The sequence below is a fragment of the Paenibacillus sp. J31TS4 genome (assembly GCF_018403265.1).
Taxonomy (GTDB): Bacteria; Bacillota; Bacilli; order Paenibacillales; family NBRC-103111; genus J31TS4.
This window is the reverse complement of sequence record NZ_BOSI01000001.1, coordinates 1,916,001-1,929,548: the sequence shown is the minus strand read 5'-3', so window position 1 is coordinate 1,929,548 and position 13,548 is coordinate 1,916,001. Positions and strand designations below refer to the sequence as shown.

The 13,548-nt window shown below is 56.9% G+C and carries 14 protein-coding genes; 8 read left to right on the top strand and 6 right to left on the bottom strand.

What is annotated here, in order from left to right; all coding sequences use genetic code 11:
- Both KJS47_RS08995 and KJS47_RS08990 read right to left on the bottom strand, forming a co-directional pair.
- Positions 1 to 939: an ATP-binding protein gene (locus KJS47_RS08995; protein WP_213524557.1), complete on the bottom strand. Its 939-nt coding sequence runs from the start codon at positions 937 to 939 to the stop codon at positions 1 to 3.
- Positions 940 to 960: 21 nt separating this feature from the next.
- Complete coding sequence (locus KJS47_RS08990; RefSeq protein WP_213524556.1) at positions 961 to 1,407, bottom strand: TipAS antibiotic-recognition domain-containing protein; 447 nt, start codon at positions 1,405 to 1,407, stop codon at positions 961 to 963.
- A gap of 355 nt (positions 1,408 to 1,762) precedes the next feature.
- Here KJS47_RS08990 and KJS47_RS08985 point away from each other — a divergent pair, with 355 nt between their 5' ends.
- Together KJS47_RS08985 and KJS47_RS08980 are read left to right on the top strand one after the other, a co-directional pair.
- Positions 1,763 to 1,933 (top strand): hypothetical protein, encoded by a 171-nt coding sequence (locus tag KJS47_RS08985; protein ID WP_213524555.1) that lies wholly within the window; start codon positions 1,763 to 1,765, stop codon positions 1,931 to 1,933.
- Between the two features lie 248 nt (positions 1,934 to 2,181).
- Complete coding sequence (locus tag KJS47_RS08980; RefSeq protein ID WP_213524554.1) at positions 2,182 to 2,799, top strand: DUF2087 domain-containing protein; 618 nt, start codon at positions 2,182 to 2,184, stop codon at positions 2,797 to 2,799.
- Positions 2,800 to 3,003: 204 nt separating this feature from the next.
- Here the strand turns inward: KJS47_RS08980 and KJS47_RS24245 are convergent, their stop codons facing one another.
- On the bottom strand, positions 3,004 to 3,135 hold the full coding sequence (locus KJS47_RS24245; RefSeq protein WP_283772062.1) for a hypothetical protein: 132 nt from the start codon (positions 3,133 to 3,135) through the stop codon (positions 3,004 to 3,006).
- 522 nt (positions 3,136 to 3,657) lie between these two features.
- Complete coding sequence (locus KJS47_RS08975; protein WP_213524553.1) at positions 3,658 to 4,857, bottom strand: phenylacetate--CoA ligase family protein; 1,200 nt, start codon at positions 4,855 to 4,857, stop codon at positions 3,658 to 3,660.
- 158 nt (positions 4,858 to 5,015) lie between these two features.
- Between KJS47_RS08975 and KJS47_RS08970 the strand changes: the two genes are divergently transcribed.
- The 3 genes from KJS47_RS08970 to KJS47_RS08960 are packed head-to-tail and all read left to right on the top strand — an operon-like array spanning position 5,016 to position 7,771.
- Positions 5,016 to 5,792, top strand: a complete 777-nt coding sequence (locus tag KJS47_RS08970; protein WP_249716190.1) for a YheC/YheD family protein — start codon at positions 5,016 to 5,018, stop codon at positions 5,790 to 5,792.
- A gap of 32 nt (positions 5,793 to 5,824) precedes the next feature.
- A complete protein-coding gene (gene sbnA, locus KJS47_RS08965; protein WP_213524551.1) occupies positions 5,825 to 6,808 on the top strand; it encodes a 2,3-diaminopropionate biosynthesis protein SbnA in 984 nt (327 codons plus the stop codon).
- Complete coding sequence (locus KJS47_RS08960) at positions 6,809 to 7,771, top strand: 2,3-diaminopropionate biosynthesis protein SbnB (protein WP_213524550.1); 963 nt, start codon at positions 6,809 to 6,811, stop codon at positions 7,769 to 7,771. It begins immediately after the preceding gene.
- Between the two features lie 63 nt (positions 7,772 to 7,834).
- Here the strand turns inward: KJS47_RS08960 and KJS47_RS08955 are convergent, their stop codons facing one another.
- Positions 7,835 to 8,164 carry a thioredoxin family protein gene (locus KJS47_RS08955; RefSeq protein ID WP_213524549.1) on the bottom strand — a complete coding sequence of 110 codons (330 nt, stop codon included), beginning with the start codon at positions 8,162 to 8,164 and terminating at the stop codon, positions 7,835 to 7,837.
- Positions 8,165 to 8,726: 562 nt separating this feature from the next.
- Complete coding sequence (locus KJS47_RS08950; RefSeq protein ID WP_213524548.1) at positions 8,727 to 11,354, bottom strand: endonuclease/exonuclease/phosphatase family protein; 2,628 nt, start codon at positions 11,352 to 11,354, stop codon at positions 8,727 to 8,729.
- A 306-nt stretch (positions 11,355 to 11,660) separates the two neighbouring features.
- On the opposite strand from KJS47_RS08950, the gene KJS47_RS08945 reads away from it, so the two are divergent.
- The 3 genes from KJS47_RS08945 (at position 11,661) to KJS47_RS08935 (ending at position 13,524) form a co-directional block, all read left to right on the top strand.
- The gene (locus tag KJS47_RS08945) at positions 11,661 to 12,023 is read left to right on the top strand and encodes a cupin domain-containing protein (protein ID WP_213524547.1); all 363 of its coding nucleotides are present in this window, start codon (positions 11,661 to 11,663) and stop codon (positions 12,021 to 12,023) included.
- 180 nt (positions 12,024 to 12,203) lie between these two features.
- The gene (locus tag KJS47_RS08940; RefSeq protein ID WP_213524546.1) at positions 12,204 to 12,944 is read left to right on the top strand and encodes an MBL fold metallo-hydrolase; all 741 of its coding nucleotides are present in this window, start codon (positions 12,204 to 12,206) and stop codon (positions 12,942 to 12,944) included.
- Complete coding sequence (locus KJS47_RS08935; protein ID WP_213524545.1) at positions 12,931 to 13,524, top strand: hypothetical protein; 594 nt, start codon at positions 12,931 to 12,933, stop codon at positions 13,522 to 13,524. The genes KJS47_RS08940 and KJS47_RS08935 overlap by 14 nt, the downstream gene beginning before the upstream one ends.
- Positions 13,525 to 13,548 lie beyond the last annotated feature (24 nt).

Below are 13,548 nucleotides of genomic sequence, written 5' to 3'. Positions count from 1 at the left end.
TTATATCCCTATTTCTTCTTTGGCCTTTTTACTTGAGTGTACTGCAGTTATAAAATCATTTAGTTTTACTTTACATGTATAACCTTCTCTTTCAAGAGCCATAGAACTTGCATTAACAATTACATTAAGAATATCTCCACCTGAAAGCCCTTCTGTTTCAATAATTATGCACTCCCAATCACTTTTCGAAAGTTCTATAGGAAGTTTTTTAGGGATAAGTTTTTCAAAAAGTGCTTCTCTGCAGCTTTTATCCGGTAATGGCATTTCAATGTGTCCAAGAATACGTCTAATAAAGGCAGAATCATAGTTTGATGCGAAGTTAGTTGCAAAAATAGTTATGCCAGAGAAATTGTCAAGCTCTAATAGCATTACTGACCTACTGACATTCACCGCATGGTCTGTACTTTGAGTTATATTTGATAATCTTTTTCCAAGGATAGAATCTGCTTCATCAAAGAATAGCACAGCATTTGAATCTTTCGCCTTTTGAAACACTGCCTTAATATTTTTCGGTGTTTCTCCAACAAACTTGGATTCTATTTCTGCATAATTCACCCTAATAATGCCCCTATTAATCTCATTTGCTATAGCTTCCGCAGTAAAGCTCTTCCCGGTTCCTGGAGGACCATATAAGTTTATTGCAGTACGTCCTCCCGTAGGATCAACATCCTTTAATCCAAAATCCTCATATAATACATCATGATATTTAACCTTTGTAAGCAAGCTATCTAGCTGCATTTTTATTTTCTCTGAAACAACCAAATCCTCTAATCTATACTTCGGCTTTTCAACAGTAAACATATCCATTCTTTTATTCATATCATTCTCTATTGCTCTCTGATTTTGTATCCCAAGTGGTGATACAAACCTTTCTTCCGATTGCGACCTGAAATTTTGCCCATTTTCACTTGGTGTATTTATTTTTATATTATTATCCATTTCAATCTCCTTTTTTATAATTTACTCTTGTAGAATTTCATATTGGCTTTCTAACCATCTCATCTCTAACTCATCAACATAACAACTTATGGAGTTTTGAAGAAAGTCAGGGAGATTAGGATCGATAGCTTCAAAAACCTTTCGGAACTCAGGATCATTGCTATAAATCTCGCCTAGACCCCTTAATACCTCTAAAGATGGTTCGTAAAAGTATTGTAAAAACTGATGCCATTTTATTAAAAGTTCCTTAATTACCTGACTCTCAGCTCCGTACTGCATATTGTCTGCCAATTCCTGAAATATTGAATTACATTCGTCCATTATCTGCTCTTTTTTCTTCTCTCCATAGCTATTCCAAAGATTTGTGGATTGTCTAACTCTATCTTCACCCCATTGACTCATTGCCTGGGTTTCATACTTCGTTTGTTTTTCGTCAGTTAACTTATTAATTTTTCTATTTTTCTTCATACCCTTCACTCCCTTATTGGTTCAAGAATATTAAACACTATCACGTAACGTGAGAGTCAATAACATTTTTGTCTTTAAATTTGCGTGAGAAAATCAAATCATATCGAGGGAGTTCAACAGGTTTATGATCCTGAATTGGTTAATTTGATTGATTATGATGAAGCGAACGCTCTGGACAAAGGAACGCCGTGGAGGGTAGGCTGGGAAATGACACGAACGAGCTGCGGCCGCCGGCTTCGCGGCGGCAACACCAGGAAAACCCGAAACAGGGCCCGGCGGACTTTTTTTGCGTGGAGGCATGTGCCAGCATTGGGGGGCATAAGGTATACCATTCCGTCACGGGGGAGGAACGGGTATGGTGTTGGTCGTGCTGCTGTCGGTCGGTCTGCTTGGGATTGTGCTCGCGTTCTGCCTGCTGCTGTTCAAGGGAATCCGCCGCGATTCGCTGGACAGCGACAGCCGGACGCTCTGGAACGGCTTCTCCCGGCAGGCGCTTCGAAAGGTCATCGACAGCTTCAAACGTTAAACCTTTAAGGGAAAAGGTTAAAGGTCGGACTGGTATTCCAAGATATCGCGTTGAACCCCAACAAGAATGAAAATCGTAACGATAACGGGAACGATTGTCGACTGATAACCCCGCCAGCGAATGGCGGGGTTTGGTGTGTGTTATATGAACTTTAGACCGGCAAAGCACCTATTTACAAATAATGGAGAATGTATTATTGTCTAATTAGACAAACATTAAATTAGATGTTCGGCTAAGGAGGGTCGTGGATGCAGCTTGAAAAGATCGTGGCGTTTCACAAGGCGCTGGCGGATCCGACCCGGATCCGCATGCTTGTCTTGCTGGCGGTAGGAGAAAAGAACGGGCAGGAGCTGGCCGGCCAGCTGAACCTGTCGCAGCCCACGGTGACGCATCATGCAGCTAAGCTGCGGGAGGCGGCGCTAATCGGGGAGCGGAGGGAGAAGAACACGGTCTGGTTCTCGCTTGACCGGACTTTCCTCGCCCAGAACGCCCAGGCGATTGTCGATCTGGTGGCAAGGACCGCAGCCAAGGAAGGAGGAAGAGAGATGGCGACCGAAACGGAGGAGACGCGCAGCGAGAAGCTGAGAGCGTCTGTACTGAGGAATTTCTTCACCAAGGAAGGAAGGCTGAAGCTGATTCCGGCCCAGTACAAGAAGAAGCTCGTTGCGCTTGAAGCGATGGCCGAGCAGCTCGAGGAAGGCCGGATTTATACGGAGAAGGAGATCAATGCGTTCATCCGGCAGTACTATGACGACTTCGCGACGATCCGCCGCGAATTCATCATGCATCACTACATGTTCCGGGAGAACGACCGCTATGAGAGGAACCCGCGCGAGCTGTGGACGCGGTGGCAAGACGTTCGGTAATGGGCGTCATCCTGTGCGCGAAGCTCCAAGCGCCCGGCGTTCGGCGCCCTAGGACGGTGATCAATCCCATGCGGGCCGATGGAGGCCAGGGTTCTCTTGTGAAGGCGAAATCCGAAGACGGCGGCTGTGCAAGCTCGTCCCAACAACAAAGCAGCGGCTCCTCCCGAGGGAGGGGCCGCTGCTTTCTTATGCCAACCAGCGCGATCAGTGGACGACGGGCGCTTCCTGCCCGGACGGCTCCGAATTGTTCTCTTCCGCTTGCTGTGCCGGCTCCGGCTGTTTGGCATGTTCGTTCGTATAGTAGTCGATGATGTCATCGATGCTTGTAAAGGTCATCTTCGCTCAGTCTCCTTGTTGTCTTGCTTTTGGTTCCCGGGGACATTGTATTTTTACCCGCCGTGCCGGGTTTGAAACGCTTTGGACTATCCGGCTGCGGAAGGGAACGCCCTCTTTTGGCCGGGTCTGTCCGGGGGAGCCGGTCTTTGCTCAATCCGATAAGGGAGACTGTAATGTGGAGAAGGAAGGGGAGCTGAGTCGTGGATGAGCGCGCTGCTTGTGCTGGGGCTCTTGATGCCCTAGAGCCAGCACGGTTACCAGATTAACGAGTTTATGCGGCGAACGCGGACGGCTGATCCCTGCCGGAGGCGGACTCGGCATATATGGGCAAGGGACTTTTCGGCAAGCGCCGGCCACAGGAGGCCCGAAAGCTGCCCCACGAATGTTCGGCTGCCGGAAGACGGCACGAAGCCGCCAGAAGAACGCTGCCTACTGGGCGGCGTTCTTCTGGCGGTTTTTTTTGGCGTGCGTCCAGACGCCGGCGTACCGGCCATCCAGGAATAGAGGCAGCCGGCGGCCGGGCTACGAATAAAGCTTCTTGTTTTTGACCGGTCCCTGTAGCAGCTGCTCGTTCTCGCCGACGGCCACGACGTTGATTTCTTCCAGAATGCCGCAGCGGATCATCTCCCCGATTTCGGGAATCTGACTCTGCACCTCCGCCCGAATGTTAGCCGCCGCTTCGGCGTTCAGTGTCCGGCTGCGGATATAGACGGTCAGCCGGTTGTCCTTCACCTGCACCCGGATGGCGGCCTCCGCCACATGCCGGTAGACGACCTCTTCGATGTCGTACAGGCTGATTTTTTCTCCGTGCTTCAGCTCGGGCCCGACTCGCTTGACGATGGAATGGAAACTCTGCACCTGCCGGCCCCCGACCGTATCCGTACGGAATCCCCGGACGACGTCGTTGGTGACGAAACGAAGCGCCGGGAACATTCGGCGGGCAAGGGAGGTCAGCACGAGAATCCGCTCCTCGTCCCCCAGCTCCTCCAGTCTCTCGTCCGCCTCCTGAGCCCGGAGCCCTTCCGCAACCATATCCCGGACGAACACATACCTCCCGAGCTCGTGACAGAAGTAAGCGATCGTCCCCAGCTCAATCGAGCCGTACGTATCCATGATATCCTCCGGCCGAATGCCGAAGACGCCGGCTACCCTTTGGATCCATTCGCGCGAGGCGATCTCGCCGACAAGGATGATCTTTCGGATGCCGAACGCCTGCGGATCGGGAGCCGCCTGCACGATGCTGTCGAGGATGGACGGCATCGTATAGAGCAGCTGGGGCCGAAACGCCGTCAGCCTCTCCACATGCTCGGCGATCGGCTGCTGAAAGGAGATCCCCTCCTCCTCGAGGCCAATCTGCCGGAACACCTGAGCGGCCGTTCCCGCGGCATGGCCCGTCCCCATGTCGGCGAACGCCTTTTGGACATTAGCGCCCTCCAGGAAGCGGGCGTACACCTCAGCCTTGATGTCCAAATACCGCTGGTCGTCCTCGGCGGAATAGACAATCTGCTTTCGTTTGCGCGAGCTCGTGCCCGACGTCCGGTAGACGTGAAGAGCCGGATCGTCGGGCGGGCTGTGGTAATAGTGCCGCTCCAGAAGTTCGGGGGTCAAGAGCGGGAGATCCGTCAGCGTACGCACCTCGCGGTCCCTGAGCAGCTCCGCGTACCAGGGGAAGATTCGGGCGGTGTCTTCTATTTTTTGTCTTAGCCTATCAGGAGCAAGCATGGCCAACCTCCCACTATGCGATGAACAGTCATACTTATGTATATTCCGGTCTGCTTCCGCCAAGTTCCGGCTATTCTCCCTCGGCACCCGCACAGTCGTCCGCGCCGAGAGCACATACGATAACATGTCAGATTATGTGGGAGTGGAGGAGCGAACCGTTGGACAGAAGAGATAAGAGCTATACGCAGCGCGTGAAAAAAAAGTGGGACAAAACCAAGGCGCTGCTGAAGAGCAGGAGCATGAGAAGGTATGTCCCCCGCACAAAGAAGCTGACCTCCGGCAGACTGTACAGCATGCTGCGCAAATACGGAATGGTCTATCTGAAGCCCAATAGCGGATCGTCGGGCAAAGGCGTTATGAGGGTGGAGAGGAGTATCCGGAACGGCAAACGGGTCTATCAATGGCGCTGGGAGCATCATCGCCGGGAATACGGATCCTTCCGCGAGCTGTACCGCGGGCTCAGAAGGTACACCTCTCGCAAGCCTTACCTGGTTCAGCGGGGGATCCATACGCTTCGCCACCGGGGACGGGTAACCGATCTGCGCGTCATGGTGCAGGTCAGCCCGCGCGGGCGCTGGGAGACGACAGGCATCATTGCCCGCATCGCCCACCGGTCCAAAGTCATCACCAACCGGAGCGGCGGCGGCTCGATTATGAAGGCGGGCCAGCTGTTCAAGCAGCATATGTCCAAGAAAAGCGCGTATCGTCTGCTGGGCAGGCTGGATCGGCTCGGTGTCCGCATCGCGAGGCAGCTCACCAAGACTTATCCGGGCATGAAGGAGATTGGTGCGGATATCGCCCTTGACCGCAACCGCAGGCCATGGATTCTCGAGGTCAACTCGACGCCTGTCGTGAAGCTGTTCGGGCAGCTGGGCGATCGGAGCATGTACCGGAAGATCGTCCGTTACGGCAGAGCCTACGGCCGAAAATTCTAATGATTTCGAAGAAGGAAGAGAGGGAAGGGGCAATGCAGATCGAAGATGGCATCCTGACCACGATCGGGCGCACTCCGCTCGTCCGGCTGAAGAAGGTGTTCGGCGAGCAGCCGGTCGAGCTCTATGCCAAGCTGGAATTCCTCAACCCCGGGGGGAGCTCGAAGGACCGTCCGGCTCTCGCGATGATCCGCGAAGGGCTGGCTTCCGGCCGCATCACGGAGGGGACCGTCATCGTGGAATCCAGCTCGGGCAATATGGCGATCAGCCTGGCGAAGCTGTGTGCCTATCTCGGGCTGCGCTTCCTCTGCGTCGTCGATCCCAAGACGACCGAGCAGAATATCCGCATCGTGAAGACGTTCGGCGCCGAGATTGTCCGGGTGACGGAGCCGGACCCGGAGACGGGCGAGTACCTGCCCGTTCGCATCCGGCGCGTCCGGGAACTGCTGCTGGAGCATCCGAACAGCTTTTGGCCGAACCAGTACGCGAATGTCCATAATCCGCTGGCGCACAGCTCGACGACGATGCAGGAAATCGCGGACGAGCTGGACCACCGGGTCGATTATTTGTTCTGCGGCGTAAGTACGGGCGGCACGATAAGGGGCTGCGCCGAGTATATCCGGGAGCACGGCATGAAGACGACGGTCGTCGCCGTCGACGCGGCGGGAAGCGTCTTGTTCGGAGGGGCTCCCCGCAAGCGGCTCCTGCCCGGGCTCGGAGCAGCCGTCGTTCCGCCTCTGTTCCGGTATGAGCTTATCGACCGAAGCGTCCAGGTGACCGACCTGGACAGTATCGCGGGCTGCCGGCAGCTGGTGCGCCGGGAGGCGATTCTGGCGGGCGGTTCCTCGGGTGGCGTCATCGCGGCCGTCCGTTCGATGCTGGGAGAGCTCCCGGCGGGAGCTCGCTGCGTCGTCATTCTGCCGGACCGCGGAGAACGGTATCTCGACACCGTCTACTCGGACGACTGGGTGCGAAGCCATTTCGGCGATGTGGAGCATCAGTGGGGGGAGGGAGTCTGAATGCTGTACTTGAACGAGGGGGATCTGCGCCGGATAGGCATCGAGTGGGAAGCGCTGGCGGATACGCTGGAGGAGACGGTCCGGTTGATGGACGCCGGGGATTACGCCCAGCCGATCAAACCGTATCTGCGCTACCGCGACCCGGTGAACCGCATCATCGCCATGCCCGCCTACATCGGAGGCCGCTTCGAGATTGCCGGGATCAAGTGGATCGCGAGCTTCCCCGGCAATCTGCGCCGCGGCCTCCCGCGGGCCCACAGCGTCGCGGTTTTGAACGACGCCGGGACAGGGGAGCCGGTGGCGATCGTCAACACCGCCCTGCTGAGCGTCGTACGCACAGCCTCTGTCAGCGCGCTGTTCCTGCGGCACTATCTGCGCAGCCGGCCCGGCGGGGGGCTGACCGTCGGCATTATCGGCTGGGGGCCGATCGGCCGGCACCATTACCGGATGTGCATGGATCTGTACGGAGAGCGGATCGAGAAGGTGTATCTGTACGACCTGAACGGCATCGATCTCGAGACGATTGCTCCAGAAGAGCGGGCCAAGGTGACCGTCGCGTCCGGCTGGCAGGACGTCTACGACCGCTCGGACCTCTTCCTGACCTGTACCGTGTCGGAACAGCGCTATGTGGACGCAGCGCCCAAGCCGGGGCGCCTGCTGCTGCATGTCTCGCTCCGGGATTACCTGCCTGAGGCGCTTCAGGGAATCGGGGCCATCATAGTGGATGACTGGGACGAAGTGTGCAGAGACGGAACCGACATCGAGCAGCTGCATAAGCAGTACGGGCTGCGCGCACAAGACACGCTGTCGCTTCGGGATGTCGTCTGCCGGGACGCCCTCGGGAAGGTTCAGGCGGAAGAGCCGGTCCTGTTCTCCCCGATGGGGCTGGCCGCCTTCGATATCGCAACGGCGGACTACTACGTCAGGCGGGCGCAAGCGGCCGGAATCGGCACTCGCCTGTAGCGTCGCCTCTATACGCCGAGAAGCCCGGGATCGGCCGATCCCGGGCTTTTCGGCGTTAGCTCTCTACTCTCCGGCCAACGCTTCCTCATACTGCGCCAGCTTGTGCTCCAGCTCCTCGAACCGGACGAAGCGGGTGATCCGGTACACTTCCTTGCCGTCGGCCATCAATAGGACGGTAGGCGCCGCGAACGCCATAAATTCGGAGGCGGCATCCGGCGCGTCCTCCAGATAGACCGAGATGCCGGTCGCGGCCGGATGGGACGCCAGCAGCCCGTCCGCTTTGGCTTCCACTGCCTCGCACACCCCGCACTGGCCGGTTTTGAGCAGCAGCAGGACAAGCCGGTTTTCCCCGATCGCCTGCCGTACCTCGTTCATGCTGAATACGCGCTTCATGTTGTCTGACCTCCTTCCTCACCGCTCGTGGCGGAGAGAACATGCTCTCCCCTTTGCATTAGCATAGACTTATTTAAACATAGTATAATACTCGTTAGTACTTAACGGATTTCAAGAGAAGGATTCAGCAGGGTGCGCTGCTTTGCGTGCGTATAGTTCTAATCAAACTAGAAAGCAGGTAAAGTGAGAGATGAAAAAGTCAAGAAACGCCAAGGATTTCATAGATAGTTTAATCCCTCTGGGAATGATGATGGGGTGTGCTGCCGGTGTCCTCATCGGCATCTTCTTGGAACCTGGCTTTCTCGTATTTACAATTAGTATTGGGGCGGGAGTAGGCTGTTTATCAGGAACGGTTGCTTATGGGATATGTAGTAAGCAAGAGAAATATTAGTTGGTGAATTGCCTCGAAAACGATGAAAAAGAGCCGGCGCATAACCGGCTCTTTCGTTTTTGTCACGGAGGACGGGGACAAGCTAGCTTTGCTCCGTCCCTCGGAGAGAGGAGGCCGAGCTAATTCTACTGCCCCGCGCTCCAGGGGGCCCGGCAGCTTTGCTGCACCGGGTTACGGGGTGTAGCCGGGAGCCGCCGTTTGGGCTAGTTCCAGCAGAAGCTGCTTGGCTACCGCACTGATTTCTTTGTCCGCAGCGGTCGTCAGGTTGTTCAGGAATTTCGCGTAGTGCTTGGCTGCCTGATCGGCCCGGTCGCCATCCTTATGATGCTTGGCGGTCTCGAGCGTGTTGACCAGCTGCTGCTTGAGGGAGTGCTTGACTTCTCCAAGCGCCTCCAGCTGGCCGATCACAGAGACCAGCGCTTCGTGGCTGACCGCTTCGGCCGTGGAGGTGGTGAACAGGAGGCTGACACCTTGGGACCGGTTTCCGGCCTTGTCAACCGTCTTCACGACCACTTGGTAGACCGTATCCGCCGCCAGATCGGCGAGCTGGAATTTCTGCTTGTAGGTTTTGCCCTGCAGCTGGCCGTTCAAGTAGATCTCCGAATACAGATGATCGCTGTCCGCCGGATTCGTCCAGCTGACCGATGCGGCGGATCCATTCACAGAAGCCGCCAGATTAGTAATCTCGCCGGGAGGCGTCGTATCGGCCGGGGGAGCCGGCTGCTTGGCGAGGGCATATTGGCCGACCACCGGAATATGGTCGGAGGCTTCCGTCTGGACGACATAGCTGTCATATTGTTTAATCTCTTGCGAATAGAAGATGTAGTCGATTCGCGAAGTCGGCCCGCTGGACGGGAAGGTGTAGACATTCGGCATATACCGGAACGAATCCGTCAGGCCGTTCCCGAGCAGCAATTGGATCTCGCTGCTGGCTGGCGATGCGTTGAAATCTCCTACCAGGATCTTGGGCCCCGTTCTCTTGCTGAAGTGGGCCAGAATTTCTCGGGCCTGGGACTGCCGCTGGTCGGTAGTCAAGCCCAGATGCGTGTCGTAGAAATAGACAGGCTGGCCGTTTACATCGATAAGGGCTTCCAGCAGCCCTCTTTGTTCGTCGCCGTAGCTTTCAAGGAAATAATTCTCGGCATAGAGGATCGGGTACTTGCTCAGGATAGCGGTCCCGTACTCTCTGCGCGGGTCTCCTTCATTAGCCGGATCCCGGTTCAAGTTTGCGCCGTAGGCGTAATACATGCCGAGCTCCTCGGCCAGCAGCTTGGCCTGGTCCTTCATATCGCTCCGGCTGGAATAATACTTGTCCACTTCCTGCAGGCCGACGACATCCACATTCTGAGAGCGGATCTCCTGCGCGATCGCCGGCAGATCGAGGACATTCGCATTGTTCACGGCGTGATGGATGTTATAGGACATGACCCGCAGCGGAAGAACCGAATCGTCGCCGGGCAGATTCCGCTTGAGACGGACCGTGTACGTGCTGCTGGTCTTTCCGTTCTCGGCCGTTACCTTCACGGTGGCCAGACCGGGGAGACCGGCAGCCTGCGTTACCGTTACGGAAGCGTAAGGATCCTGCGCGGTCGCCGTCACTTGAGGAACGGCCGTTGTGTCGGCAGGCAGGCTCGCCTCGTAGTCGCGCTGAGCCGGGTCAAAGTTCGCAAGCGGCTGGCCGTTCACGAGAATTTGCGCAGCTGCGGAGTTGGAGCCCGGAATTCTTTGCACGACGGTGACGCGGACCTCGGCTATCTTGCCTTGGTAGACCGCCTGGATGATTGCGGTGCCGGGAGAGATGCCGCGCACGGCCCCTTCCTCATTGACTACCGCTACCTCGGGCTTGGAGCTCGTATAGACAGGCCCGGCAGTCAGCGGCGTGGTCGAACGGTCCGCATGGTGGACGACTAGTCCGAGCGGATGATACGAGGTGCCGATTTCTACGAACTCCGGCGCGTTAGGGAAGGAGAGACTGCGCACCGTGTTGCCTGGGTCGGCTACTTTCAGCTCCGCTACAAAGGGGCGGGATGTAGTCTTGGCATACGGAATCACCTCGGAGCTTACCACTTCGAGCTGACGATCTGCATAAATATAATCGGTCCGGGAGGTCGGATTCGCGGAAGGGGTGGTCTCTCCACCCAGGCGGCCGGTCCGCACGTCGTAGAACGAATTGTCGAGCGGAGCGAGCTCGGGCGCTCCCGGCAGATGGTTGAGCGATCCTACGAATGCCGAATAGCCGGTCTTTCCGGAGACAGTCTGCAGAATCTCGGGAATCTGGATGACGGTTTCGGCGCTGATGCCCGCCAGATGGGTATTGTGGAACCAGAATCGTTTGCCGTTCCAGTCGATCTCGGCCGACAGGAGGCCGCGCTGCTCCCTTCCCTTAGTGAGCAGACGGTTTTGCGAGGAGAGGATCGGATATTTGCTCAGGATGGCGTTGCCGTACTGCTTGTTCGGCTCGCCCGGCACATCGGACGGGGAGTCGAGGTTCGCGCCGTAGGCGTAATACATCCCCAGCAAATCCGCCAGTTCCTTCGCCTGGTCTTTGAATTCGCTGCGCGAGCTGTAATGGTTGTCCACTCTCTGCAGGCCGATCACGTCGGCTCCGGACTGCCGGAGGACCCCGGCGATCTCGGGGAGAGCGGTGGAGACGCTCATGTTGTAGGTCATAACTTTGATGGTGTCAGTTTGCGGCGGATTTGAGGCTCCGAACGCAGGGAGGGCCAGCAGCAGAGACTGGACAAGCATCATGCATACGGTAAAGAAGGACAAACGTCGTTTCTTGAATAGAGAAACCATGAGTTCAACAATACCCCCTTCAGAAATGGTCGTGAATGGAAAACCCTTCCGTAGCAACCTTAAGGTACCAAATATTTGTAAGCGCTTCAACATGAAATTCTAATACTTTCGTAAACGGCTTCTATCCGTCTGACGGAAGGGCATATGCAGCCGGCCTGGCGAGGTTCCGGCGATTTGTTCCCTGGCCTGGAAGCCGCTGCCCGCCGGGAACAAACTATCGCTTGACGGCGCGCTTAGTCGAGCCTTTATGATAGGAGCAGACTACAGCCGGCAAGCTATCCGGTATTCGAACAGGAGGCAGAGGCGATGAAGCAAAGCAAACGGACGGCCGAGCATTATCAGTGGGGTGACGCGTGCGACGGATGGCATTTGGTAAAGGAAGGAGAGCTCAGCGTCATTCAGGAGAGAATGCCGCCGGGCACCTCGGAGGTCCGCCATTATCACGAGAAGTCCAGGCAGTTTTTTTACATCCTGTCCGGCACGGCGGTGCTGGAGGTGGAGGGCGAGGAGATCGTCCTTTTTCCGCAGGAAGGGATGGAGGTTCCCCCGGGAGCCGTTCACCAGATTCACAACCGGTCCGACGGCGATGTCGAGCTGCTGGTCATTTCGCAGCCCAAGGCCCAAGGGGACAGGGTGATCGTAGAAGAAAAAGAACCTTCGGCTTCCTGACGTTTTTTTGCCGATTTGGCGGGGAGGGATATGCGCAATAGCGTTCTCTTGACCTATTGACAAATATTTATATTTATGTTATAATAAGTAATTTATTTATTGACCATCGTTCCTCTAAGTGGTAAATAAACCTACGGACCCTTTACGCGGGCCATCCACTTATGAAGGAGGAAGATGGATATGAAAGTGGCAGAAGGAATCGAAATGCTGACCCTGGACATTCAGGGGTTCCGCCTGCACCCCGTGCTGCTCTGGGATGAGGAGGGGGCGGTCCTCGTCGATACCGGGATGCCGGGACGGCTGCCCGCCCTCCGGGAGGCGATGGAAGCGGCCGGCGTGCCCCTCGAGCACTTGCGGACGGTCATCGTGACACATCAGGATCTCGACCATATCGGCGGTCTTCCCGAGCTTCGTGAGGCGGCAGGGCCCCAACTGCGCGTCTTGGCGCATGAGCTCGAACGGCCCTATATCGAAGGCGAGCTCCCGCTCCTGAAGACGGACCCCGCCCGCATGAACAAGGCGGAGTGGGACGCCCTGCCGGAACCGATGCGGCAGCTGTACCTTCATCCTCCCCGGTCCCGTGTGGACGGGCTGCTGGCCGACGGGGAGGAGCTGCCCTGCGCAGGCGGCATCCGGGTCGTAGCGACACCGGGCCATACGCCCGGGCATATCAGCCTGTATGTGCCGCGCGCCAAGCTGCTGATCGCCGCCGATGCGCTGACGGCTTCGAACGGCGTGCTGCACGGCCCGGTATCCCGCAACACGCCCGACATGGAGACGGCGCGCCGGTCGATAGCCAGACTCCAGGAGCTGGAGCTGGAGACGGTGATCTGCTACCACGGGGGCGCCTGCCGGACCGATCTGCAGGCCAGGCTGCGGCAGCTTGCCGGAACGGAGGGAGGCGCGCATGACGGAGAATAGGATCGGACCGTCCGGCGCGCCAGACGCTCTGGAGCTTGCCTGGGAGAGGGAGATGCCGGGTCTGAAGCCGGTGATCAGTCGTCGCGAGTTTGCCGGGCTGGAGACGGAAGCGCTGGGGAGCCGGTGCTTCGAGCCGTTCATTCCGCTAATCCGCGGCCGCTCGCAGGAGGTCAAGAACCTGCTGTACCGGCAGCTGACGCGGGGCCAGCGGTCGTTGTTCCTCTTCTTCGCCCACTATAACCATGCGAAGCAATCGCCGGAGGAGTTCTACTGGTGGACCGCTCATTATTGGACCCGGCGGGACAGCTGGGAGGCTCTTCGGAGCAGCCTTGTCTATTTTGAAGCGGGAGGCATGCTGGATCTCCTCGACCGGCTGGGAGACCTGCTGGCGGAGAGAAGCCAGGGGCAGCCTCTGGAGACGATGGAGACGACCTACAGTGACCTGGAGACGGACCCCGGGCTCGGAAAAGCGGTTCGTCAGCTGTATGCTTCCTTCCTGGAGGCGGCTCCCTCCGTTCTCCGGACGATCGGGGAGACGATCCGCGGGAATCCGTCCGAATTTGTGGCGCTGGCCAATTAGCGCGCCCGGATTCGGGAACGAGAT

Coding starts and splice junctions, on each gene's coding strand:
- KJS47_RS08995 (WP_213524557.1), bottom strand. CDS start 939: ATGGATAATAATATAAAAATAAATACACCAAGTGAAAATGGGCAAAAT.
- KJS47_RS08990 (WP_213524556.1), bottom strand. CDS start 1,407: ATGAAGAAAAATAGAAAAATTAATAAGTTAACTGACGAAAAACAAACG.
- KJS47_RS08985 (WP_213524555.1), top strand. CDS start 1,763: ATGGTGTTGGTCGTGCTGCTGTCGGTCGGTCTGCTTGGGATTGTGCTC.
- KJS47_RS08980 (WP_213524554.1), top strand. CDS start 2,182: ATGCAGCTTGAAAAGATCGTGGCGTTTCACAAGGCGCTGGCGGATCCG.
- KJS47_RS24245 (WP_283772062.1), bottom strand. CDS start 3,135: ATGACCTTTACAAGCATCGATGACATCATCGACTACTATACGAACGAA.
- KJS47_RS08975 (WP_213524553.1), bottom strand. CDS start 4,857: ATGCTTGCTCCTGATAGGCTAAGACAAAAAATAGAAGACACCGCCCGA.
- sbnA (WP_213524551.1), top strand. CDS start 5,825: ATGCAGATCGAAGATGGCATCCTGACCACGATCGGGCGCACTCCGCTC.
- KJS47_RS08960 (WP_213524550.1), top strand. CDS start 6,809: ATGCTGTACTTGAACGAGGGGGATCTGCGCCGGATAGGCATCGAGTGG.
- KJS47_RS08955 (WP_213524549.1), bottom strand. CDS start 8,164: ATGAAGCGCGTATTCAGCATGAACGAGGTACGGCAGGCGATCGGGGAA.
- KJS47_RS08950 (WP_213524548.1), bottom strand. CDS start 11,354: ATGGTTTCTCTATTCAAGAAACGACGTTTGTCCTTCTTTACCGTATGC.
- KJS47_RS08945 (WP_213524547.1), top strand. CDS start 11,661: ATGAAGCAAAGCAAACGGACGGCCGAGCATTATCAGTGGGGTGACGCG.
- KJS47_RS08940 (WP_213524546.1), top strand. CDS start 12,204: ATGAAAGTGGCAGAAGGAATCGAAATGCTGACCCTGGACATTCAGGGG.
- KJS47_RS08935 (WP_213524545.1), top strand. CDS start 12,931: ATGACGGAGAATAGGATCGGACCGTCCGGCGCGCCAGACGCTCTGGAG.